At 64.7% G+C, this 23,637-nt stretch carries 16 protein-coding genes; 9 read left to right on the forward strand and 7 right to left on the reverse strand.

The genetic code is table 11. The features are described from left to right. Positions 1-2,281 precede the first annotated feature (2,281 nt). From trxA to Q9R30_RS17070, 5 genes are all read right to left on the reverse strand, one after another. On the reverse strand, positions 2,282-2,608 hold the full coding sequence (gene trxA / locus Q9R30_RS17050) for a thioredoxin (protein WP_104999538.1): 327 nt from the start codon (positions 2,606-2,608) through the stop codon (positions 2,282-2,284). A gap of 37 nt (positions 2,609-2,645) precedes the next feature. Then, entirely contained in the window at positions 2,646-3,602 is a 957-nt protein-coding gene (gene trxB, locus Q9R30_RS17055) for a thioredoxin-disulfide reductase (protein ID WP_311218333.1), read from the reverse strand. A gap of 257 nt (positions 3,603-3,859) precedes the next feature. Further along, positions 3,860-5,428 (reverse strand): ABC transporter substrate-binding protein, encoded by a 1,569-nt coding sequence (locus Q9R30_RS17060; RefSeq protein ID WP_311218334.1) that lies wholly within the window; start codon positions 5,426-5,428, stop codon positions 3,860-3,862. A 164-nt stretch (positions 5,429-5,592) separates the two neighbouring features. Beyond that, positions 5,593-7,752, reverse strand: a complete 2,160-nt coding sequence (gene murJ, locus Q9R30_RS17065; protein ID WP_104999535.1) for a murein biosynthesis integral membrane protein MurJ — start codon at positions 7,750-7,752, stop codon at positions 5,593-5,595. A gap of 72 nt (positions 7,753-7,824) precedes the next feature. After that, positions 7,825-8,373 carry an NUDIX hydrolase gene (locus tag Q9R30_RS17070; protein ID WP_104999534.1) on the reverse strand — a complete coding sequence of 183 codons (549 nt, stop codon included), beginning with the start codon at positions 8,371-8,373 and terminating at the stop codon, positions 7,825-7,827. A gap of 159 nt (positions 8,374-8,532) precedes the next feature. On the opposite strand from Q9R30_RS17070, the gene Q9R30_RS17075 reads away from it, so the two are divergent. The 6 genes from Q9R30_RS17075 (at position 8,533) to Q9R30_RS17100 (ending at position 16,404) form a co-directional block, all read left to right on the forward strand. Then, positions 8,533-10,089 (forward strand): CCA tRNA nucleotidyltransferase, encoded by a 1,557-nt coding sequence (locus Q9R30_RS17075; RefSeq protein ID WP_311218335.1) that lies wholly within the window; start codon positions 8,533-8,535, stop codon positions 10,087-10,089. Continuing rightward, the gene (locus Q9R30_RS17080; RefSeq protein ID WP_104999532.1) at positions 10,086-10,670 is read left to right on the forward strand and encodes a histidine phosphatase family protein; all 585 of its coding nucleotides are present in this window, start codon (positions 10,086-10,088) and stop codon (positions 10,668-10,670) included. The genes Q9R30_RS17075 and Q9R30_RS17080 overlap by 4 nt, the downstream gene beginning before the upstream one ends. A 543-nt stretch (positions 10,671-11,213) precedes the next feature. Then, a complete protein-coding gene (locus Q9R30_RS17085) occupies positions 11,214-11,351 on the forward strand; it encodes a hypothetical protein (RefSeq protein ID WP_311218336.1) in 138 nt (45 codons plus the stop codon). Positions 11,352-11,437: 86 nt separating this feature from the next. After that, entirely contained in the window at positions 11,438-12,904 is a 1,467-nt protein-coding gene (locus tag Q9R30_RS17090; RefSeq protein ID WP_311218337.1) for a glycosyltransferase 87 family protein, read from the forward strand. Beyond that, positions 12,897-14,345, forward strand: a complete 1,449-nt coding sequence (locus Q9R30_RS17095; protein ID WP_311218338.1) for an NAD(P)/FAD-dependent oxidoreductase — start codon at positions 12,897-12,899, stop codon at positions 14,343-14,345. The genes Q9R30_RS17090 and Q9R30_RS17095 overlap by 8 nt, the downstream gene beginning before the upstream one ends. Before the next feature lie 70 nt (positions 14,346-14,415). Further along, on the forward strand, positions 14,416-16,404 hold the full coding sequence (locus Q9R30_RS17100) for a penicillin-binding transpeptidase domain-containing protein (RefSeq protein WP_311218339.1): 1,989 nt from the start codon (positions 14,416-14,418) through the stop codon (positions 16,402-16,404). Positions 16,405-16,444: 40 nt separating this feature from the next. Here Q9R30_RS17100 and Q9R30_RS17105 read toward each other — a convergent pair whose 3' ends face one another. Both Q9R30_RS17105 and Q9R30_RS17110 read right to left on the reverse strand, forming a co-directional pair. Further along, positions 16,445-17,815: an aspartate aminotransferase family protein gene (locus Q9R30_RS17105; protein ID WP_311218340.1), complete on the reverse strand. Its 1,371-nt coding sequence runs from the start codon at positions 17,813-17,815 to the stop codon at positions 16,445-16,447. A gap of 28 nt (positions 17,816-17,843) precedes the next feature. Further along, the gene (locus Q9R30_RS17110; RefSeq protein ID WP_311218341.1) at positions 17,844-19,331 is read right to left on the reverse strand and encodes a CoA-acylating methylmalonate-semialdehyde dehydrogenase; all 1,488 of its coding nucleotides are present in this window, start codon (positions 19,329-19,331) and stop codon (positions 17,844-17,846) included. Positions 19,332-19,436: 105 nt separating this feature from the next. Between Q9R30_RS17110 and Q9R30_RS17115 the strand changes: the two genes are divergently transcribed. The 3 genes from Q9R30_RS17115 (at position 19,437) to Q9R30_RS17125 (ending at position 23,636) form a co-directional block, all read left to right on the forward strand. Continuing rightward, entirely contained in the window at positions 19,437-21,092 is a 1,656-nt protein-coding gene (locus Q9R30_RS17115) for a PucR family transcriptional regulator (protein ID WP_104999526.1), read from the forward strand. Between the two features lie 67 nt (positions 21,093-21,159). Next, positions 21,160-22,104, forward strand: coding sequence for a LysR family transcriptional regulator (locus Q9R30_RS17120; protein ID WP_104999525.1), 945 nt, complete (start codon positions 21,160-21,162; stop codon positions 22,102-22,104). A 155-nt stretch (positions 22,105-22,259) separates the two neighbouring features. Beyond that, complete coding sequence (locus tag Q9R30_RS17125; RefSeq protein WP_311218342.1) at positions 22,260-23,636, forward strand: MFS transporter; 1,377 nt, start codon at positions 22,260-22,262, stop codon at positions 23,634-23,636. Position 23,637: the final 1 nt, after the last annotated feature.

The raw sequence follows: 23,637 nt of genomic DNA on the forward strand, positions 1-23,637 counted from the left end.
ATTTAGTCTTTCCACATGTCGGCCGAACTGTGGTGGATATCTCTGTGGATTGGGCTGTGGATAACTCTGTGGATTGCGGTCCTAAAAACGCAGCGTGTATGGGCCCATGAAGCAACAAGTCACGGTCCGCTCATCCCGTCGACGATCGTTCAGGAGTTCCTCCTTCACCCGGTTTCACGTGAAACAAAGCCAGGGGCACTTTCTGGACTGCTTCTTGAGCACCGATCTACTGCCAGCGGTTTAATCGGCGCATAAATGGAGTCGGTGAACGGGGCTAGGAGCGCGCTGGTGACCGATTGCTGGCTCATGAATAGGGCCGTCAGCTGCGCGTGCGGCCTGTGGCTCGCCTGCAGGCTTAGTGGCCACTGTGGGCTGGCGGATACGCCCCTGTGGATAAGGCTGTGAATAAAGCGCGAATGGCACTGTGGATAACTTGTGGATAGACGAGCGGTCGGTTGAGGGCTCCAGGAGCCCATTATGCGTCCTATGCTCGATCAGCACATGCAGGACCGGCGGACTATTAGGCGTGTAGACCTGTGGGTGGGAATCCGAGCGGTGAATCACACATGGGTGGCGCCATCGTTTTGCGTCGAAACCGACGGTACAGAGCCGAGGAGGAAGCTAATGACAATTACGGTCGGTGCAGCAACGGGTCGTGTGCCACGCCGTGACGCTGTCAGTGTGAGTGTGTACGAGGGTGCTTGGTAGATTTCTTGCCTAGGAAGAAGCGACCTGATGCAGACCCTGTCGGCTGGTCCCGCAGTTCACGTCGAGGGCGCCCGGTGACCGTATGGCCGTACAGCGGACCTTTTCCAATGGCTGTCGGGTGTCCCCCACGAATCGACGTCCAGGGGCCAAGCGACAGTCACTAGGCGGTACCGCCAAATGACATCAATGAGACTTGCCAGCGAGTACAGAGGAAGCGGAGCGGCGACCGGCTGTGGGTACGCTGTCGAGCTTTTCGGCATGCCTCTCGCGGCCTTTCCCGCCTGCGACCAAGGGAATGTTTCACGTGAAACGGATCCGGGCGTTGCCATGAACTAGCTTGTGAATCCAGGCAAGAATGGGCAGATGTGGTTGTGCTAGCCGGGCTGGATCAGCATTTTAGGGAAGTGGGCCGGCGCATGTCGGAGGCGCCGCTCTCGCGGATTGCTCAGCCACCAGATCCCCGGCAAGCGGGCTGAGACGCCGGCGAGAAGTACGTGATGCGGCGATGCTTGTACGAACTGTCGAGAAAGGATCTGGCAGCCAGGTTGTCTTGCGACTCTATGTGGGCTTGATCCAAGTGCAGCGGCACGAGGTGACGTTGAGCGGGGGGTGAGGCGGGCGTCGTTGAGTTCTGTCGATGCATCAGAGGTGGGCGTCACCTCGTTGGGCTTGGTTGGGTACCAGACGAACAGCAGGGCGACGCCAACTCGGCGTGATTTCTTGAATGTAGTAGTTTGGCATAAGTCGGGGCATTATGTGGCCGCCTGTGGGTTAGGCCATCCCTGTCGTTCGTCGCAGCCTTCGTTTCGGGGCGTCCGATCACGGCCCACCGCTTCTCCGCCGCTTCAGGGATGGTGTTCGGAGACGAGGAGCGAATTGCGATGAGGTCCTCGGAATTGAACGGTGCGGCGTTGGCGCTGTGCGGAGAACCGCGTTTGCTGGTGGAGAGACGGTTCAAGCGATCCACCGTGTCAGGTGTGGCGCGTTTCCAGACAAACGGGGCACGCCAGCAAATCCCTTGATGAGACATCGGGGCCAGCGTCACTCGGGGTCTACCAGGGCGAATTCGCTGTTGCTCCAAGGCACTGATGCGTGTTTCACGTGAAACGGACTGGTCTGGTCTGCAGCCGAAGGCCGAATGAACCACGAGCGGGTATGCGCAGTACTAAATCTCGTCACCTTGTTTGCGAAGTACGGGGGCCTCCCTCCCGATCATCGAAAGAAACGCGATGAATTCATGCGTGGCGTGGCGTGGCGTGGCGTGTCGTGGCGTGGCTCCGTGGCCGTACCCTGCCCGGAAGCGACTGACTCCACCAAGGAATGCGGGCTCCCTTTCGCTGGACCCCGCCCCCCAAAAAGAAACGCTGCTTCTCAGTACTGCGGCCAGCCGCGTACCGGCACCGTTTCACGTGAAACACAGAGGACGCACGGACTGGCTCGAACTGGCAGCGGATGTCAGCCCCGGGCTTGTCGGCCCGTCATGCCGCAGAGCGCACCGCCACAGTGCCCGAAACAAAGAAGTGGCCACCGCCGGAAGGCAGTGGCCACTTCTAAACTGCTGAAAGCGCGGACCCTAGGACAGGACGTCAGCGAATTCCTTTTCGAAAAACTGTTTCGGCTTAGCTCCAATAACAGTGTTCTTCACTTCACCACCCTGGAACAGGTACACAGCGGGGATGGATGTGATGCCGTATTCGGCGGCGATGGATGGATTGTCGTCCACGTTCACCTTGACGACATCAACCTTCTCGCTGTATTCCACCGAAATTTCGTCCAGGATAGGGCCGAGCTTGCGGCACGGGCCGCACCATTCGGCCCAGAAATCAACAATAACCGGCTTGTCGGAGGAAAGAACGTCCGTGCTGAAGCTAGCGTCTGTTACGTCTTTGGCGTTACTCATAACCCTTGTCTCTCTCTTCGGATACTGTTTGCGATGATTATGCGGGCAAATCTGCCAAGTAGTGCTCAACATCAATTGCAGCTACACAACCCGAGCCGGATGCCGTAATGGCTTGGCGATAAGTGGGGTCAACAACGTCGCCGGCGGCGAAAACCCCGGGGATGCTTGTCTTCGAACTCCGGCCTTCGACAGCAATGGTTCCCTCGGGTGTCAGGTCAAGGACATCCTTGACAAGCTCCGTCCTGGGGTCGTTGCCGATGGCCACGAATACGCCGGTCACCGAAAGATCGGAAACTGTCCCGTCAACGAGGTTCCTCAGCTTCAGGCCGCTGACTTTATCCTCGCCCACGACGTCATCCACGGTGCTATTCCAGATGAAGTTGATCTTTTCGTGGGCCAAAGCGCGGTCGGCCATGATCTTGGATGCCTTCAGGGTGTCGCGTCGGTGGACAACCGTCACCGTTTTCGCGAACTTGGTGAGGAACAGTGCTTCCTCCATCGCGGAGTCTCCCCCGCCGATCACAGCAATGTCTTGGTCTTTGAAGAAGAAACCGTCACAGGTTGCACACCAGCTAACGCCGTGGCCAGACAGGCGCTTTTCGTTCGGCAGCCCGAGTTCCCGGTAAGCGGACCCCGTAGAGAGGATGATTGCCTTCGCACGGAAGCTCTCACCCGTGGCGATGGTCACCGTTTTTACGGGACCTTCGAGGTGAAGCGAAGTCACGTCCTCAAACTGGATCTCCGTGCCAAAGCGTGCGGCCTGCTTCTCGAAGTTCTCCATCAGGTCCGGGCCCATGATCCCTTCCGGGAAGCCGGGATAATTCTCGACGTCGGTGGTGTTCATCAGCTCACCGCCGGCGGTGACGGAGCCAGCAAGCAAAAGCGGTTTGAGGTTGGCACGGGCGGTGTAGACAGCTGCCGTGTAACCAGCCGGGCCAGAGCCCACAATGATGACATCACGTACTTCGGACGCGGTGTTTTCTGCGATGGTCACTGAACGGTGAACCTCTTCCTTATTTGACGCGCCTCCCCGTGGAGGCCGGCCACATGGCACAACTGTTACTTGATCCTGAATATTCCGGCGCCTGGCCGTGGTGAAACGCCGGCGGACAGCGGACAGCAGTCACCGGAGGCGCTCTTCCAAGGTTACAGTCCAACCGCGCAGGCGCCGCGCCTGCCCCAGCCGTGGGCGGCGACAACCAGCGCAACAGCCCACTCCACTGCAGCTGCCGCCCCTCACGTAGATGGAGTTTACTGGACCTTGATCTCCGCGAGCCGGACGCCGTAACCGTAGCGCGTCTTAGGAGCAGCAAGCCGTGGCAGTGAGTTGATGGAGACAATCACGTACTGAGCCTGGACCGGCTCGGCCAAAGGCATTGTCAGGTCCGTTGACGTGAAGCTGTTGGTCCCTACGGCTTTGGCACCATCCAGGGCGGGCCGGTCGTTGGTGTATACCGTGATGTTGCCACCGGCCCCTCCCAACTGCGAGAGCGTGATGGAGGAAACCTTGGCGGGCTTCTTAAGCTTTACCACCAGCGGGACGCCCTGGGGTGCCAGTCCGCCCCAGTTTTCGGTGGCAAACTCCATGTCCGACCAGTAGCTGGCAGCGTTTCCGTCATAGGCCTTCACCAAGTCACCATCGAAGGTGGCCGCGAAATCGAAGCTCCCCTGCCTGCTGATGTTTTCAATTGCAGGCGGGGCGGCAGGAGCAGCCGATGAGGGCGCTTGTGTTCCGGGTGCCGTGGTTTCCGGGGCACCGCCGTTGGTGGCAGGGGCGGGGGAGCCGGCCTGCGGCTGCGGGGAGAAAAGGCTGCCCAAATTGGTCACGGCGAAAACAAGACCGGCAATGAGGACCACAGCGAGCAACCCGCCTACGAGCCATCGCATTGACCTGGGCTCGCGTCCGGCCTCGTCACGGTCATCGTCATACTCGCCTTGGCTGTCAAACGCAGCAGCCGCGGCCGTAGGCGCGGCGGAGCGCGCAAAAGAGGATGGCTTCTTGTTGGCCGTTTGGGGTTCGTCTTCAACCGGCGCGGTCCCGGAAGGCTGGTCTTCGGCGTAGGCGTAGTCGGCATCGGACCATAGGGACACTTTCGGCCTTCCGCCTGGAGTGCCCTCCACGTTTCCGGGAGTCGGGACCTGCTGGTCCCGTGCCTGGCCGGTGTTCAGCGCAGTAGCGCGGGTTGAGGCTTCGCTGGCGTTACGGGCTCCGGAGCCAGCCCCGGCAGCACCGCCCAACGCTCCACCCACGGTGGCTGCCCCGCCCACTGCGGAGGCCCCGGCGGACTTGCGGGCGGAGGAAGGCGACGCTGCTGGCTTCGCGGGCGGTTTCGGCGGCACAGCCGGTGCCTGCCGATAGGGGTCCACCTGGCTTGGGTGTGTGTCCGAGTACTTGATGTAGCCCGCTTCAATGTGGTCTTCATCGTCGTAGGGTTCGGGTTCGTGAGACCTCGGCTGGCCGAAGATTTCGCTGCCCAGCGTGTCGGTGAAAAAGGGTTCCACGTACGGCGGATTCGACGCAACCACCAGGTCAAGCAGATCCGCAGCCGACGTGTGGTTGGTGATGAGGTAGGTGGCAGCCTCGGTCATGCCAAGGTCCAGGACCTGGACGGTGCCGGGCCGTTCACCGGTGGCCACTTCCCGGGCGCTCTGGGCAACCTGTTCAGTGTTGCCGGGCCCGGCAACGAGGATGCTGACGGGACGGTTCAGGACCTGGTCCACACCGTCCAGCACCAGATCGTGGTCGTGCGAGGCCAATACAGTGGCGGTGACCTTGTAACGGCCGCCCAGTACTGATCCGACATCGATCGGGTTGGACACGTGTTCCTCCTAGACTGTCCGGGAGTGCCGGCTTGAATGATGCAACCGCCATCCAGGAGCCGCCGGGCGGCTGGCCCTGGATGCAACTACCCCTGTACCTTCTCGATCCTAGCCGATTGCGCCCCTTGCTCCCTGGATAAAGGCAGCGGCGAGCGACTCGAAAGTCACTTTTTTCGGGGGCGCCGAGGCTTGAAGTAGGGGTTCTCGCCGGGCTTCCCCTGGAAGGTACGGCGCCCTGGCAGCGGAATTTCTTCCCGCAGCAAACCTCCCCGGGCCGTACTGGGCTGGTCCTCCGCGGGAAGGTAATCCTCGTGGGACGACGCCGGGCCGTCGCCGTCGCGCGCCTGCCTCCGCCGTGCGTGGTGTTCAGCGTCTTCCTGTTCCGGAGCCGGCCCCGCCCTGAAGGAAACGGCGTCGAATTCGCCGGAAATCCGGGGAATGAGCCCGGTATCCACGGAGGTGGTGGCACGCTCCGGTGCGGGCCGTCGTCGTTCACTGGAGGATCCGCCAGGGGAAGAGTCCGACGGCGGGGTCCCGGCTTCCGCGGACGGTGCAGGCGGTGCGCCGCGGCCCAGCCGTCCCAGGAGGGGGCGGAGCAGGTCGCGCAGTTCAGCAACGCGGAACAGCTTGAGCAGGAAGAAGTAGGCCACCAGCATGACCGGGCCCACCACGACGAGCGTGATGAGGGCTGTGATCCGGTCGCGCCAGGCGAAACCGTCCGGGCTGTAACTGCCCATCAGCCACAGCGCACCTGCACCGGCAATGGCGGAACCAAGCGCCGCGTAGCCCATGCGGATGTAGGAGTTGGCGATCCGTGGCCCGTCCAGGTGTCCCAGGAGGCGCCGCAGGAACCAGGCACTGATGACCACGGAGAGGATATTGCCCACCATGTAGAGGACGGCGATCGCGTAGATGATCTGGGTAACCGGCAGGAACTGGATGGCGAAAGCACCGGCCACGTAGACAACAGCCAGGAGCAGCTGGATGTAGAAGGGGGTCCGGGCGTCCTCATTCGCGTAAAAAACCCGGGACATCATGAAGTTGGCGCTCATGAACGGCGTGCTGAGCGCGAGGATGGTCAGCGTCTGGGCCAGCATTACGCCATCCTGGCGAAGCCCGCCGGAGAAGAACATGCCCAGGGGCCCGGCGAGGGCAAAGAGGGCCAGGGCGCCAAACACGGTGGCAACCGCCATGGTCCGCAGGCCGTGCGAGAGTGCGTCGCGCAGTTCGTCGTGGTTCCCGTCCTGCGAAGCCCGGGTCATCCGGTTGAACAGCACCGTGGCCAGTGACAGCGCGATGATGGAGTGCGGCAGCAGGTACAGCTGGCTGGCCACCTCCAGCACTGCGTTGCCGGGCAGCATGTTCGCGGCCGGGTCTCCCGCCTGCTGCAGCCGGATGCGTTCCGCTCCCGGGATGGTGGCGATGCGCATGACGTACAGGAAGGCGAGCTGCCCGACGGCGGCAGTCAGCAGGGTCCAGACGCTCAGCTTGGCTGCCTGGCCCAGTCCCACGCCCCGCCAGCCGAACCGCGGGCGGAGTCCCAGCCGCAGCCGGAAAACGGGGATCATCAGGATGGCTGTCTGGGACACCACGCCGATGGTGGAGAACCCGGCCACCAGCAGGGTCTGGGTATCGCCCCAGTTGTCCAGGGTGTGCGGATTCAGCTCGTTCGCACCGAAGATCCAGATGAACATGCCCAGGCCGGCGATGGCCACCACGTTGTTGAGGATGGGTGCCCACATGGCGGGGCCAAACGCGCCGTTGGCGTTCAGGACCTGGGTGAGGAGGGCGTAGAGGCCGTAGAAGAAGATCTGCGGAAGGCACCAGAAAGCAAAGGTGATTGCCAACGCCTTCTGCGACGGAGAGTATCCCTGCGTGGTGAGTTCGATGACCCACGGCGCCGCCAGGGTTACCAGGGCGGTCAGGCCCAGCAGGAGGAGCACAGCCAGCGTCAGCAGCCGGCTGATGTAGTCCGCTCCCCTGTCCGGAGCCTTGCTTGCCTTGATGATCTGCGGCACCAGGACGGCGTTGAACACGCCGCCGGCAACCAGCAGGAAGATCAGGTTGGGCAGGTTGTTCGCGTTAATGAAGGTGTCATTGACGGTGGAGCCAAGACCCAGGGCGGTGCCCAGCATCCAGGTCTTTCCGAAACCCAGGAACCGCGAGACGAGTGTCCCGGCAGCCATGATGGCGCTGGACCTGGTTTCGCTGGCAACCGTGCCGCCCGGGGAACTGTCCGCCCCGGCCGGCACGGGGGGAACGCCGTCAGGGACGGCATCGCCGGGCGGGCCGGCTTTATCGGAAGGAAAGTTGGTAGCTGACATCGGGTTCATCGTCTCACTCAAAGGCAGTTAAAGCCGCAATGCAGGCACCGGCTGCCCGGAGCGGCTGCAGCCCTAAAGGTGCCCGGGAAGGACGTCCCTGGCCAGATCGGCGATCCGGCGCTCATTGGGGAAGGACAGCTTGCGCGCCAGTTCCTGGATGGGAACCCAGGCCACGTCCACGGCTTCCTGGTCCGGATCGTTCTCGATGGTGAGCTCGCCGCCGGTGGCTCGCAGGAGGTAGTGATGGACCGTCTTGTGCACTCGATGGCCGCTGACGGTAAACCAGTAGTCGATGCTTCCCAGCGGTGCGAGGATGTCGCCTTCGATGCCGGTCTCCTCGGCAATTTCGCGGACCGCGGCTTGCTCGTTGTTTTCTTTGCCCTCCGGGTGGCCCTTGGGAAGGCACCACTCCAGGCGCCCGCCGCGATTAAGGCGGGCGATAATCGCAACCCTCAATTCGGCGTCGGACGTGTCCACCACGACGCCGCCGGCGGAGACCTCCTCCACCGTAGGCAGGGATGCCGGTGCCGAATGCTGGGCAGGCGCAACGTGCGCACCAATTGCCGATGGCTTTGGCGCGTTTGTCCTCCTGCCTGGAGCGCTCGGTACTGGATGGGCCATGGAGTCCACTCTAACGACTGTTGCCCGTTCGTGATGACCGGAACATGACACCAACATGGACGGCATATGACGCACTTTGCCGTGCACCGAGCGATTCCGTGCGATCTTGACCCCAATTTGGCCTGCCGACACGCTGATTTCTGCCAAGCTTAAGTAACTATGGCGCACGCACATCACAAGACTGATTCCCAGACCGTCGATTTCCAAGTGGACCCGGTGGTCCTGGAGCTCGGCCGGCGCTTCGTGGACGCCGGCCACGAACTGTCCCTGGTAGGCGGACCGGTGCGTGACCTTTTCCTGGGCCGGACGTCCCCGGACCTGGACTTCACTACCGACGCCACCCCGGACCAGACCGTGGCACTCATCAAGAAGTGGGCGGATAACTACTGGGAGATCGGCCGGGCCTTTGGCACGATCGGCATGCGCAAAGCCGGCTTCCAGATCGAAATCACCACCTACCGGGCAGAGGCCTACGATCCCGATTCCCGGAAGCCGGTGGTGGCATTCGGTTCGTCCTTGACCGATGACCTGCTCCGGCGCGACTTCACCATCAACGCCATGGCCCTGAAGCTGCCCTCACTGGAACTGGTGGACCCCTTCGGCGGGGTCCGCGACCTTCATGCCTCCGTGCTGGCCACCCCGGGGGCACCCGAGCTGTCCTTCTCCGACGATCCGCTGAGGATGATGCGCGCGGCACGGTTCGCCGCCCAGCTGGGCGTATCCGTGCACGACGACGTCCGGCGGGCCATGACGCAGATGGCGGAGCGGATCACCATCATTTCCGCGGAACGCGTGCGGGACGAACTGGTCAAACTCATCTGTGGCGCCCGCCCGCGCGTCGGCGTGGACCTGCTGGTGGATACGGGGCTCGCGGAGTTCGTGCTGCCTGAGGTTTCCGCGCTCCGCCTGGAATCTGACGAGCACCACCGGCACAAGGACGTCTACCAGCACTCCCTGCAGGTCCTGGAGCAGGCAGCGGAGCTGGAGACGGACGGTGAAGGCTCCGTGCCGGGGCCGGACTTCGTGCTGCGCTTCGCAGCATTAATGCACGACGTCGGTAAGCCGGCTACGCGCCGCTTTGAACCGGGCGGCGCCGTGAGCTTCCGCCACCACGACATGGTGGGAGCCAAGCTCACCTCCAAGCGGATGAAGGCGCTGCGCTTCGACAACGACACCACCAAAGCTGTTGCCCGCCTCGTGGAACTCCACATGCGTTTCTACGGGTACGGAGACGCCGGCTGGAGCGATTCTGCAGTCCGCCGCTACGTGACCGATGCCGGGCCGCTGCTGGAACGGCTGCACCGGCTCACCCGCTCGGACGTCACCACCCGCAACCAGCGGAAGGCCGAACGCCTCGCTTTCGCCTATGACGACCTCGAAGCCCGCATCGCCGCGCTGCGCGAACAGGAGTCGCTGGAGGCTGTCCGCCCCGATCTGGACGGGGCCCGGATCATGGCCCTGCTGGGGCTCAAACCAGGGCCGGTGGTGGGCCGCGCCTACAAGTTCCTGCTGAATGAGCGGATGGAGAACGGGCCCCTGCCCACGGAAGTAGCGGAAGCACGGCTCCTCCGCTGGTGGACCGAACAACCGGAATCCACCCCGGATGAAGCTGAACCCGCGTCCGTTGAAGCCGATCCCGCACCCGCACCTGCCGCGGCGGAGGCTGGAACGCCTCCCGCCGCCGTCGAGCCTTTCCCTTCTGAGGAGTCCAAGTGACAATTCCCGCCCTTGCCCCGCGCCCCCAGCTGTGGATCCTCCGCCACGGCGAGACCGAATGGTCCAAGAGCGGCCAGTACACCGGGCTCACGGATCTTCCGTTGACTGTCGAGGGCGAACAGCAGGCCGTGGAGGCCCGTAAGGTCTTGGATCCCGTCGACTTCGACCTGGTGCTCACGTCTCCCCTGCGGCGGGCACGGCGGACAGCAGAGCTGGCCGGCTTCCCTGATGCCCAGCATGAACCCCTTGCCGTCGAATGGAACTATGGCGACTACGAAGGCATCAGCTCCGACCTGATCCGAAAGGACAACCCCGACTACCTGATCTGGACGCACGGGGTTCCCAATGGCGAAACGCTGGACGAGGTTGCGGCCAGGGCGGACAAAATCATTGGCCGGGTGCTGGAATCCGGCATGGATAACGTGCTGATTGTGGCCCACGGCCACTTCTCGAGAATCCTCACGGCGCGTTGGCTGGAATTGCCGCCCATGGAAGGCCGCCATTTCATTCTGGGCACCGCCAAGGTCTGCACGCTGGGCTGGGACAAAAGGACACCCGCTATTGTCCGCTGGGGCCTTTAAAGGTTTCTGGAATTTGTTGGATTTATTTTTGTTTTCTTACTGGCGGATATACTTCGCCATAGTGTAGTTTTGTTCCTGACCCCAGGGCGTCTGCCGGGGGTATCGGCGCATGTTGCAAGGCCCAAGGCCTAAGCAATGGCAGAGCAGAAAAGGAGGTTGGGAAAATGATTACTTTGACTAGCGGACGGAAGATGAACGTCACCGCGGCCCCGGCCTCTGATGCTTTTGCGCGCCCATTTTGGGGACACGCGGGCTCCTAGCCTTGCTTGGTTTGGGTGGACCGTCCTCCCACGTGCAACGCCATAGCCAGGACCCCTGAGTCGGCCCGTAAAGCCGGAGCCACGCTCTTTCCTTAGCCCGCTGTGCCCCCTGCCTTGCCAACCAACGGTCCGCGCGCTGTTTTGTTCGGCAATTCTGCCTAATCCCGGTTATTCCTAAGCGCGTTTTTTGCGCCCTAATTCCAGTCCCAATTGCATTTAGCGAAAAGGGATTAATTGCCGCGCCCGGTTTGCGGGCCAGCCAGTACAAAAGGAGGTGATACCCATGAGAAAGTTCCGGAAACTCCTGCTGCCGGCACAAGGCCGGCGCAGCGGCAGGAGGCTGATCAACGAACCCCTGCTGGAGAAGCAGCGCGAAGACGTCTTCGTCCTGCTGCACCAGCAGATCGGCGGTACGCGGTAGGCGGGACGGCAGGCACGTGGACCACGGCCCGTCCGCGGGAAGCGTGCCCGCCCTGTACCTGCCCGGTGCGGCGGTAAGCTCAAGCCATGCAGGAGTCCCAGCCGCCGGAGCACCAAGGAAGGTTGCACCTGGTGGTTCCCAGCCGGAGCGATGTCCTGCTGAGGAACTTCACTGAAGTTGTGGGCGGCCCCCTGGGATCCAGGGCATCTCCAGGAATCGTCTCCCCCGGCGTCTTCACTGTGGAACGTGTACTGATCCTGCTGACCGTGCTGGCGGCACTCGCGGGCATCCTGCTCAAGGGCTACTGCCGCGCCAACGGATGGGAATCCCCCACCCAGTTTTACGCCACCTGCTACTCAGACTTCCCGGAACTCTTCCGGAACCGCGGGCTCGCGGACGGACAGTTTCCCATCGCGGGCAGCGGAAGCCTGTTTGAGTACCCGGTCCTTACCGGCATGATCGCGGGGGTAACGGCATGGCTGGTTCCCGGGACCGGAGTGGCGGACGCCCGGATGCTCGCCTATTTCGATATCAATGCTGCGCTTCTGGCCGCCGTCACGGTGGTTGCCGTCCTGGCTACGGCCCGGATGACCAGCCGCCGCCCTTGGGACGCAGCCATGGTGGCGCTGGCCCCGGGCATCGTCCTGGCCGGCACCATTAACTGGGATCTTTGGGCGGTGGCCCTGCTCGCGGTGGGGATGTATTTTTTCTCGCGGGAACGGCTGGTTCTTGCGGGAGTCTTCATCGGGTTGGCCACGGCAGTGAAACTGTATCCGCTGCTCATCCTGGGCGCCATGCTCCTGCTCGCCGTGCGGACCGGCCGCTTCCGGCCCCTGTTGAAGACGGCGGGCGCCGCGGGGGCCGCGTGGTTGGCAGTCAACCTGCCGTTCGCCGTCGCAAATCCCTCCGGGTGGGCATACTTCTTCCAGTTCTCAACCGACCGCGGCGCCGGGTACGGCTCACCGTGGTTTGCCTACAACCTGCTGCTGAACAGGTTGAGGGGGCAGGAACTGGGCGCCGACGCGGTGAACCTGCTGTCGCTCGGCTTTTTTGCCGCGGCCTGCGTCCTGATCGCACTGATCGCCTTCACAGCGCCGCGCCGCCCGCGCCTGGCCCAACTGGCCTTCCTGGCCGTGGCGGCATTCATCCTCACCAACAAGGTCTACTCACCGCAGTATGTTGTCTGGCTGATCCCGCTGCTCGCGCTGGCCAGGCCGCGGTGGCGGGACTTCCTGGTCTGGCAGGGCGTCGAAGGCCTGCATTGGGCCGCGGTGTGGATGTACCTTGGACAGGTGACCAGCGCAGGTTCCTCCCAGCACAACCTGGATATGCCCTACTACGTCCTGGCCGTGGCGGCGCACATGGTGGCCGTTGCCTACCTGATGGCACGGGTGACGTGGGACATCTACGACCCCACCTACGATCCCATCCGGCGGCACCACCTGGACGATCCCCACGGCGGACCCTTCACCGGCGCCCCGGACCGGTTCCACCTGAACCTGCGGAAGGCGGCGGATCGGGGCGTCCGGCGGAAGGCCGCGTCCGATGCCTGACGTTGCGGTAGTGGGCTCCGGACCCAACGGGCTGGCAGCCGCAGCGGTGATGGCACGGGCAGGGCTCTCGGTAGAGGTTTTCGAGGCTGCGGCTGCAATCGGCGGCGGGACGCGCACTGCGGAACTCATGCAGCCGGGACACTTCCACGATGTCTGCTCTGCCGTCCATCCCATGGCCCTGGCATCGCCTTTCTTCCGCGCCTTCGAGCTGTCCCGGCGGGTGCAACTCGCGACTCCCGCGCTGTCCTACGGCTCTCCCCTGGACGGCGGCCGGTCCGCCCTTGCCTACCGGTCGCTTGACCGGACGGCAGCGGGACTCGGGCGGGACGGGGCCGCCTACCGGCGCCTCATGGGACCTCTGGTCCGCGCCATTGACGACGTCATGGACTTCACGCAGAACCAGCTCTTCCGTGTCCCCCGGAATCCCGTCGCTGCGGGCATCTTCGGCCTGCGGACCCTGGAACAGGGCTCGGGACTGTGGAACACCCGGTTCCGTGAAGAACTTGCCCCCGCCCTCCTCAGCGGCGTCGCTGCCCACGCCGTGTCCCACCTGCCGTCACTGGCCGCGTCCGGGGCGGGACTGATGCTGGGGGCGCTGGGCCACGCTGAAGGGTGGCCCATTCCCCTGGGTGGTTCCGCCGCCATTGCCGCCGCCCTGGCGGAGGACATCAGGGCGCACGGCGGGGTCCTCCACACGAACGCCCCGATAAACCGGCTGCAGGACCTCCCGGCCGCCCGGGCCACCCTGCTTGACGTAGCGCCGCGGGGACTGGCGGACATGGCCGGGAATTCCCTTCCCCACCGTTACCGCAAAGCCCTGGAGTCCTTCCGCTACGGGAACGGCTCATGCAAGGTGGACTTCATTCTTTCCGGCCCCGTGCCGTGGACAGCTGCGGAACTGGCAGAGGCCGGAACAGTCCACGTGGGCGGCACCAGGGCCGAACTCGCGCATGCGGAAAACGAAGTCAGCGCGGGCCGCCACCCCGAGCGGCCGTATGTGCTGGTGGCCCAGCCTTCACGCTTCGATCCCGGCCGGGCTCCCGCCGGGCGCCACACGCTGTGGACCTACTGCCATGTACCTGCCGGCTCAACCAAGGACATGTCCGGGGCGATCACCGCCCAGCTGGAACGGTTTGCCCCGGGCTTCCGGGACCTGGTGCTGGACACGAACGTGGTTACCGCGGCGCAGCTGGCAGAGTACAACCGGAACTACATCGGCGGGGACTTCAGTGCCGGGACCATGGACCTCCGCGGCCTGGTCCAGCGGCCGGTGGTGTCGCGGCACCCGTGGCGCACCCCGCTGCGGGGCGTCTACCTCTGTTCCTCCTCCACGCCGCCCGGCCCGGGGGTTACGGGCATGCCCGGCCTCCACGCGGCAACGCATGCGCTAAAGGACATGTTCCAACTGCCCGTTCCCGCGCTGGGCCTGAACACGCCCTAGGAAAGCGGGCCGCCTGCGAAGGGCCCCTGAATGGCCAATTGCACTGGGCGCAACGGGTGATAATAACCGGATGGGGAAAACAACAAAACTTTCTATGGCCGCCGCCGTGCTGATCCTGGGAACGTCGCTGGTGGCCTGTGACGACGGCAGGAGCGGGGCCGAAGCGGCAGCCAGGCAGTTCGCCACAGCCGTATCGTCCCTGGACGTGGGGCCGGTGGCCTTCGAGGGCAAGGACGCCGCAGCCGCCAATGACCAGCTGCGAAACGTCTTTGCTGCACTCGACCCCCTGAAGCCGGCGGTTGAAGCGGGCGACGTAACCCTTGACGGGGACAATGCCTCCGCGCCCCTGAACTACACCTGGACATTCGGCGAGGCGGAGTGGAAGTACACGGTTCCGGCAAAGTTCCGGAAGTCCGGGGACAAGTGGCTTGCGGTCTGGGACCCCGCCACGCTGGCGCCCGGCCTTGCCGACAGCGAGATCCTGTCCAAAGGCTCCCAGTCCCCGCAGCGCGCGGACATCCTCGGAGCCGGTGATGTCCCGCTGGTCACGTACCGGCCGGTGGTGAACGTCGGTATCGATAAGCCCCAGCTGGTGGGTGCCGACCCCGCAGACTCTGCCGCCAGGCTCGCCGCCCTCGTCGGCGTTGACCCGGCCGGTTACGTCCAGCAGGTGCAGGCCTCCGGCGCCGAAGCCTTCGTTTCCGCGATCACCCTGCGGGAAGAGGGCCGGACCATCACCAATGAGCAGATCGCTGCCATTCCCGGTGCCCGTGCCATTCCCGCCTCGGTGCCGCTGGCGCCCAGCCGGACCTTCGCCCGCGCCGTCCTCGGCACCGTCGGCGAGGCCACGGCAGAGCAGATTGAAGCCTCCGAAGGCGCCCTGACCGCGGGGGACGTGACAGGCATCGGCGGGCTGCAGCAGCAGTACGACGAACAGCTCAGGGGGACGGACGCCGTCGTGGTCCGCGCCCAGCGCGCGGACCTGACCCGCGAACAGATCCAGTCGGCGGCAACGGACCCCCGGCGGGTCCTCTTCGAAGTGGCTCCCACGCCGGGAACGCCGCTGAAGACAACCATCGATCCGAGGCTGCAGTCGTTGGCCGAAAGCACCTTGCAAGGCGTCGCTCCGGCCTCCGCCATCGTGGCGCTGCGCCCTTCCAGCGGCGCAGTCCTGGCCGTGGCGTCGGGTCCGGGCAGCAACGGCTACAACACCGCCATGCTGGGCCAGTACGCGCCGGGATCGATCTTCAAAATGGTGGATTCCCTGGCGATGTTCCGCAACGGATTGACTCCTGACTCCAAGGTCGAATGCACGCCCACGCTGACAGTGGACGGGCGGACGTTCAAGAACGCCGAAGGCTACCCGGAGGGCTCCCTCGGCTCCGTCAGCCTGCGCGACGCCTTTGCGCACTCCTGCAACACGGCGTTCATCGCCGCCAGGAACACTGTGTCGCAGGGGCAGCTGGAAGCCGCCGCCCTGGCCATGGGAATCGCCGTCGAGGCACCTTCACTGGGGGCGGAGGCGTTCCTGGGATCCGTTCCCGGGGAGGCGACAGGGACGGAGCATGCCGCCTCCATGATCGGCCAGGGCAAGGTGCTGCTCTCGCCCCTGGCAGCAGCCATGATGGCCGGTTCCGTGGCCAAGGGTGCGCCCGTCTCGCCGCAGCTGGTGATGAATCCCGGCGGCGGCGCTGCAGCCGCCGGGACAACGAGCGGTTCCACGGCACCGGCCGCCCAGCCCTCGGCCACAGCAACGGCTGAGGCTCCGGTGACGGCTTCAGCCGAGCCCATCACGGCAGCGGAGGCTGCCTCCCTGGCGGAAATGATGCGCGCCGTGGTCACCTCGGGGCATGCCGGCTTCCTTTCAAGCGTTCCGGGCGCTCCAGTAGGGGCCAAGACCGGCACGGCGGAGTTCGGTAAGGAGAATCCCCCGAAGACGCACGCGTGGATCGTGGCTGTCCACGGAGACCTTGCCGTGGCCGTCTTCGTGGAGGACGGCGGACTGGGCGCGACCACCTCCGGGCCGCTGCTGAAGGAGTTCCTCACCGCCGCCGGGTGACGCGGGGGCAAGAACCCGCCGCCGGCGGCGGTGAGCGTCGTCAGGCTGCGAAACCGTCAGCGATCTCCAGCACCTCGTCCAGGATGGCCAGGCCGGCCTTCGTATCCGCCACGCTCGTGTTGCAGGGCGGAACCACATGGATGCGGTTGAAGTTGGCGAACGGCAGCAGGCCCCGGGACTTGCACGCGGCGACAAGCTGGTTCATTTCCGGGCTGGACCCGCCGTATGGTGCCAGCGGTTCCCGGGATTCCCGGTTGCGGACAAGCTCGATGGCCCAGAACACGCCGACGCCCCTGACGTCGCCGACAGACCTGTGCCGCTCCGCAAAGGCGCTGAGTGCTGGACCGATCACCGTCTCACCCAAGGTGGCCGCGTGCTGGACTATACGCTCGTCCTCCATGGCGTTAATGGTGGCCACCGCTGCTGCCGTAGCCAGTGGATGGCCGGAATAGGTCAGGCCGCCGGGATAGGTCCGCTGCCCGAATGTGGCGGCGATCTCCGGGCTGATGGCCACCCCGCCCAGGGGGACATAGCCGGAATTGACGCCCTTGGCGAAGGTGAGCAGGTCAGGCACCACGTCGAAGTGCTCTACTGCGAACCACTTGCCCGTTCGGCCGAAGCCTGCCATGACTTCGTCTGCGATTAGGACGATACCGAACCGGGTGCAGAGCTCACGGACGCCCTCGAAGTAGCCCGGCGGAGGCATGTAGATGCCTGCAGTTCCGGGAATGGACTCCAGGATGAGCGCTGCGATGGTGGACGGGCCCTCCATGCTGATCAGCTGTTCGAGGTGGGCGAGGGCACGTTGGCTTTCCTCTTCCTGCGTCGTGGCGTGGAAGGCCGAACGGTACAGGTAAGGCGGGAAGAAGTGGACCGTTCCGGTGCTGCCGTTGTCGCTGGGCCAGCGCCGGGGGTCGCCGGTGAGGTTGACTGCCAATTGGGTGCCGCCATGGTAGGAGCGGTAGGCCGAGAGCACTTTGTGGCGCCTGGTGTGCAGTCTGGCCATCCGCACGGCGTGTTCGTTGGCATCGGCGCCGCCGTTGGTGAAGAACACCTTGTCCAGTTCCCCGGGCGTCCGCTCGGCGATCAGGCGGGCCGCTTCGGAGCGGGCGTCGTTGGCATAGCTGGGCGCAATCGTGCACAGCTTGGTGGCCTGCGCCGCGATCGCGGATACCACCGCGGGGTGCTGGTGGCCGATGTTGGTGTTCACCAGCTGGGAGGAGAAGTCCAGGTATTTGTTCCCGTCGCCGTCCCAGACATGGGATCCCTCGGCAGCTGAAATAACCATGGGATCCAGCAGGTCCTGGGCGGACCAGGAATGGAAGACGTGCTTGCGGTCCAGTTCATAGGCACGCCGGGAGATGGCAGGATCAATGTCCGGCAGCGGACCGGACTCAATGGTTGAGGTCATTGCAGTTTCCTCTCGGGAGTCTTGGCGCTTATGCGTTCTGCGGGAAGCCGAGGTTGATGCCGCCGTGGCTGGGGTCCAGCCAACGGGACGTGACCGCCTTGCCGCGGGTGAAGAACCCGACGCCTTCCGTGCCGTGCGCGTGGGTGTCGCCGAACAGCGAGTTCTTCCAGCCGCCGAAGGAGTAGTAGGCCATGGGAACGGGAACCGGGACGTTGATTCCCACCATGCCCACTTCCACTTCATTCTCGAAGCGCCGGGCTGCCCCGCCGTCGTTGGTGAAGATTGCCGTGCCGTTTCCGTAGGGGTTGCTATTGATCAGGTTGAGCGCCTGCTCATAGGTGTCCATGCGGACCACGGACAGGACCGGGCCGAAGATCTCGTCCTGGTAGATGGACATGTCCGGCGTGACGTTGTCGAAGAGGGTGGGGCCCACGAAGAAACCGTCGCCTTCGGCGTCCGCGGCGATGTTCCGGCCGTCGACGACGACAGTGGCACCGGATGCTTCGCCGGCGTCGATGTAGCCGGCCACTTTGTCGCGGTGCTGGGCGGTGACGAGCGGGCCCATGTCGCAGCCGCGCAGTCCGTCGCCGGTGCGAAGTGCCGCGGCGCGCTGGGCGATCTTGGCGACGAGGTCGTCTGCGATGTCGCCCACGGCCAGGAGGGCGGAGATGGCCATGCAGCGTTCTCCGGCGGAACCAAAGCCCGCGTTGATTGCGGCGTCTGCAGCCAGGTCAAGGTCCGCGTCAGGAAGGACAATCATGTGGTTCTTCGCGCCGCCGAGGGCCTGGACGCGCTTCCCGTTGGCCGTAGCGGTATGGTAGACGTACTTGGCGATCGGCGTGGAGCCGACGAAGGATACGGCCTTTACATCGGGGTTGTTCAGCAGGCCGTCAACGGCGACTTTGTCGCCGTGCAGGACGTTGAAGACGCCGGCTGGAAGCCCCGCTTCCTTCCACAGTTCCGCCATCCAGTTGACGGCCGTGGGGTCCTTTTCGCTGGGCTTGATGATCACTGTGTTGCCGGCCGCGATGGCAAGCGGGAAGAACCACATAGGCACCATGGCCGGGAAGTTGAAGGGGCTGATGACCGCGACGGGACCAAGCGCCTGGCGGATGGAATGGACATCGACGCTGGTGGAGGCGTTCTCCGTGTAGCTGCCCTTGAGCAGGTGCGGGATGCCGCAGGCGAACTCGACGACCTCCTGGCCGCGCGTCACTTCGCCCAGCGCGTCATCCAGGACTTTGCCGTGCTCCGAGGTGATGATGGCTGCGAGCTCGCCCTTCCGGGAATTGAGCAGCTCTCGGAAGGCGAAAAGGATCTGGGTGCGGCGGGCAAGGGACGTGTCCCGCCAGGCGGGGAAAGCGGCCTTGGCGGCGGCCACGGCTGCATCGCATTCCTGGCTGGAGGCCAGCGCCACCTGTCCGGTGACCTTGCCGGTGGCAGGATTGGTGACCGGAGCGGTGCGGTCCCCGACCGGGACGTAGCTGCCGTTGATCCAGTGCTCGATCGTGTTCAAAGTTTCTCCTTGATGGGCGTGCAATGCGTCCAGTCTTTAGGGAGCCGGTGCCGGGCGTAAGGGACGGTGTGTAAGGCAAATCACAGGATCGTTTACACTTTGTAAATGCTCCCCTCGGTTCGTGACGTCCTTGCGCTGCCTGTGCTTCAGGACGGCGCCCTCCAGCTCCTGGGCAGTTCCAGCCGCTTGGACCTGCCTGTCCGCTGGGTGCACGTCAGCGAAGTGCTGGATATTTCCGGCCTGCTTGCCGGCGGGGAACTGGTCCTCACTACCGGCCTGGAATTGGAAAAGGACCCCGGGCTGACAGCCTCATTTGTGGCGTCGCTGGAACAGGCGGGAGCCGCCGGTCTCGTCGTCGAACTCACCGGCAAGCGTGACCGCAGCCTGGCCGCGCTGCGGGCGGCGGCGCAAGGGACCACCCTGCCGGTTGCCGTGGTGCAGCGGCGGGTCCGCTTCGTCCAGGTTACGGAGGTGGTGCACCGGATGATTGTTGCCGAACAGCTGGAACGCGTGGAACACGCGCGCGATGTCCACGAGGCGTTCACGCTCCTGAGCCTGGAAAATGCCGGGACGGAGCTGGTAGTGGAAAAGGCGGCTGAGTTGATCGGCGCTCCGGTGGTCCTGGAGGACCTGTCCCACCTGGTCCTTGCCTTCTCAGCCCCGGGCCACTCGGCAACCGAGCTGTTGGAGGACTGGGAGCGGCGGTCCCGCACAACCCCCTCGCCGGCCGGAACGGCGCGCGCGGGAGCAGAGGACTGGCTGCAGACCCGGGTGGGACTGCAGCGGCAGCTTTGGGGAAGGCTGGTAGTTCCGTTCGGAGTGGACGACGACGGCCTGGCGGGGATGGTGCTTGAGCGTGCGGCACAGGCGCTGGCGATCAACCGGCTCGCCGAAAGGGACCGGCGGGAACTTAGCCAGCAGGCCCAGGCGGGCCTGCTCAATACGCTCCGCCAGCCGCGCGGCCTCGATGAAGCCGAGGCACTGGCCCGGGCAGGAGCCCTGGGTTTGAAACGTTCCCCGTTGTACATGCCGGTGGTGTTCCGCAGAGTGGGCCCGCAGGCAGCCGCCCCTGCCGGGCCGGGATCGCGGGCCGGCGGGCCGTCCTCCCGCGATCCGCTTGCCGGCCAGGAGGAGGAGCGGGTTCTCCTTGAGCAGCTGGGCCGCGCCCTCAAGTCCATTTCCGGCACAGCCCTGACAGCCAGCATCCATTCCGGGTCGGTGGGGATGATCCTTGCCTTGCCGGCGAAGCAGTTGGAAGACCCTACGCTGCACCGCCTGGCCAATGCCCTCGACCGCCAGCCGGACAGCGTCTCACCGGGGTGGAACATCGGCGTGGGCCAGGCACGTTCAACGCTGCTTGATGCAGCGGCCGGGATTGATGAGGCAGCGCATGTCGCGGAAACCTCAGCCACCCTGCGCGGTGCCCGGAAACCTTTCTACCGGGCAACGGACGTGCGCCTGCGTGGGCTGCTGGCACTCCTGCGGAATGACCCGCGCGTCCAGCAGTTCGTGGAATCCGAGCTGGAAGGAGTGCTGCAGGCCGAAGCGCATGGCCAGGGAGGACACCTGGACCTTCTGGCGCAGTACCTTGACTCGGGCGGGAACAAGGCAGCCATGGCACGCAGCGGCTATCTCAGTAGGCCCACCCTGTATGCCCGGCTGGCGCGGCTCGAGGAGCTCCTGGGCCTGGACCTGGAGGATGCCGAATCCCGCACGTCACTGCACGTGGCGCTGCTCCTCCACAGGCTTCGGACGGTCTGAACACATGTCATCCCGGACCTACCGGACTTCAAAGGCGGCCCGTGCCGCAGGATATGGATACTAACTGATGGCCAAGCCATTCACCCTCACGCAGCTGCGCTATTTCTCGGTGGTTGCGGAGCTCGAAAACATGACGGCGGCCGCCGAACGGTTGCTGGTGACGCAATCAACGCTGTCCACGGCGATCGCCCAGTTGGAGTCAAGCCTTTCCACCCAACTTTTCGTACGGCTGCACACCCGGGGGCTGCGCCTCACACCCTCCGGCAGGCACCTTGCCCAGGACATCAAAGTGCTGCTGGAGCATGCCGATTCCCTCTACGAGTCTGCCCGCGGGCTTGCTGCGGGCCTGGTGGGCGAACTCAAAGTGGGCGTGTTCGCGCCGCTGGCACCCTTCCGGCTCCCGGCCATCCTGCAAACCTTCGAGGTGCAGCATCCTGGAGTGGAAGTATCTTTCCTGGAGGCCGACCTCGCCACCCTCCAAAGCGCCCTGCTGGACGGCCAATGCGATGTTGCGCTCATGTACGGACTGGGGTTGGGCCGCGGTTTTACCTACAAGGTCCTGGACCGCGTTCCTCCCCACGTCCTGGTGCACGCAGCGCACCCTGCCGCGGCGCGCCCGGACCGGAGCATTGCGCTCAGGGACCTCGACGGCGAACCCTCCGTGGTGTTGGACCTTCCCCACAGCCGCGAGTACTACGAGCAGCTCTACGCGTTGGCTGGTGTCGTACCGAACGTCCGGCACCGCTTTGCGGGGTACGAGACTGTTCGGTCGTTTGTGGCAAAGGGGCACGGCTACGCCATGCTCAACCAGCGGTTGAACAACGACATGACCTATTCCGGCGGGAAGGTGGTGGTGCTGGCACTGACGGACAACTTTCCGCCCATCGAGGTGATGCTGGTCCGGCCCGAAGGGGTGCAGCCGACCCGCCGGACTTTGGCATTCGAGGAAACGTGCCACCGGGTATACGGATCGGCAGGACCGGCAGCGTCATTGACGGAATCTATCGGGTAGTCCAGATCAATCAATTGGACAGATGTGGAATGGATCACACACAGTAGATCCAGCGCGGGTCGCAGCAGGGTTCCCGGAAGGGTCAAGCCCTTCCGGTCACGGCGTGCACAAACCCCTCCGAACGCGGGACAACCATGTTGATCAAAGGAGATTCAGTGGTTCAGATCCACCCTCAACCCCAGCAGGCACCCGAAGCAGTCCTGAGTGCAGCAGCAACCGGTGCTCCCGTCCTTGAACCCGGCACCCCCAGCGCACGCCCGGGTATAACCAAGATGCAGAAGCGCGTGCTGGCCGGCGGCAGCATCGGGCAGTTCATCGAGTTTTACGACTTCACCCTCTACGGCCTCACCGCGGTGATTTTCTCGCAGCTGTTCTTCCCCGGCACTAACCCGATAGCGGCTATGCTCGCCACCTTCGCCACTTTCGGCGTCGCCTTTGTGGTCCGGCCCATCGGCGGCCTGTTCTTCGGCGCGCTCGGTGACAGGATCGGCCGGCGCCGGGTCCTCACCATAACCCTCATCGCCATTGGCGGGGCCACCGCCCTCATGGGCATGCTGCCTACCTACGGCCAGATCGGTGCCTGGGCACCGGCGCTGCTGGTGCTCTGCCGCCTCGTCCAGGGCTTCTCGGCCGGCGGCGAGTCCGTGGGCGCGCCGTCGTTCGTCTTCGAGCACGCCCCCGTCAAGAGCCGCGGCTTCTGGCTCAACATCACTATTGCCGCCACCGCGCTGCCTTCCGTAGTTGCCGGGACCCTGATCCTGATCCTCAGCAGGTCCATGCCCAACGAGGACTTCATGGCCTGGGGCTGGCGCATTCCGTTCCTGCTGGCACTGCCGCTTGCGCTGTTTGGGGTCTGGATTCGGAGCCGCACCGTGGAGAGCGATGCCTTCAACGAGGCCCAGGCCAGCCGGACCAAGGAGTTCAGCCCTGTCCGCGAAGCCTTCCGGGAGAACAAACTGCGGATGGTCCAGGTCATCTTCGTCATGGGCCTGACGGCCATGGGTTTCTACTTCCTCTCTGCCTACTTCGTGTCCTACGTGCAGACGTCGGGCGGGCTCAGCCGCGAACAGTCCCTGATGGTCAACGCTGCAGCGCTGGCGCTCTACGCCGTGCTGCTCCCCTTGGGCGGCCGCATTGGTGACCGGGTGGGACGCAAGCCGATGCTGATTGCCGGCTCCGCAGTCCTGGCCCTGGTATCCGTGCCGTGCTTCATGCTGGTGACCAGCGGCAGCCTGCCGCTGGCGCTCCTGGGCCAGTCGCTGTTCGTGGTGGCGCTGTGCATCTACGGCGGTGGCTGCTACACGTTCTTCGTGGAGATCTTCACCACCAAGACCCGGTTCACCTCCGCGGCGATCAGCTACAACGGCGCCTACGCGCTGTTCGGCGGCACCGCACCGTTCATCGGCACGGCCCTGGTGGGCGGCAGCGGTGTGCCGCACGCGCCGGGCTTTTACATGGCCGCCGCGGCCGCCGTCGTACTCCTCCTGGTGCTGTTCACCAAGGTGCCGGAAACCCGCGGCCGGATGGGCTAGC

The sequence above is a fragment of the Arthrobacter sp. AB6 genome, from assembly GCF_031844545.1.
Lineage (GTDB): Bacteria > Actinomycetota > Actinomycetes > Actinomycetales > Micrococcaceae > Arthrobacter.

Coding starts and splice junctions, on each gene's coding strand:
- trxA (WP_104999538.1), bottom strand. CDS start 2,608: ATGAGTAACGCCAAAGACGTAACAGACGCTAGCTTCAGCACGGACGTT.
- murJ (WP_104999535.1), bottom strand. CDS start 7,752: ATGTCAGCTACCAACTTTCCTTCCGATAAAGCCGGCCCGCCCGGCGAT.
- Q9R30_RS17070 (WP_104999534.1), bottom strand. CDS start 8,373: ATGGCCCATCCAGTACCGAGCGCTCCAGGCAGGAGGACAAACGCGCCA.
- Q9R30_RS17075 (WP_311218335.1), top strand. CDS start 8,533: ATGGCGCACGCACATCACAAGACTGATTCCCAGACCGTCGATTTCCAA.
- Q9R30_RS17085 (WP_311218336.1), top strand. CDS start 11,214: ATGAGAAAGTTCCGGAAACTCCTGCTGCCGGCACAAGGCCGGCGCAGC.
- Q9R30_RS17090 (WP_311218337.1), top strand. CDS start 11,438: ATGCAGGAGTCCCAGCCGCCGGAGCACCAAGGAAGGTTGCACCTGGTG.
- Q9R30_RS17095 (WP_311218338.1), top strand. CDS start 12,897: ATGCCTGACGTTGCGGTAGTGGGCTCCGGACCCAACGGGCTGGCAGCC.
- Q9R30_RS17100 (WP_311218339.1), top strand. CDS start 14,416: ATGGGGAAAACAACAAAACTTTCTATGGCCGCCGCCGTGCTGATCCTG.
- Q9R30_RS17105 (WP_311218340.1), bottom strand. CDS start 17,815: ATGACCTCAACCATTGAGTCCGGTCCGCTGCCGGACATTGATCCTGCC.
- Q9R30_RS17115 (WP_104999526.1), top strand. CDS start 19,437: ATGCTCCCCTCGGTTCGTGACGTCCTTGCGCTGCCTGTGCTTCAGGAC.
- Q9R30_RS17120 (WP_104999525.1), top strand. CDS start 21,160: ATGGCCAAGCCATTCACCCTCACGCAGCTGCGCTATTTCTCGGTGGTT.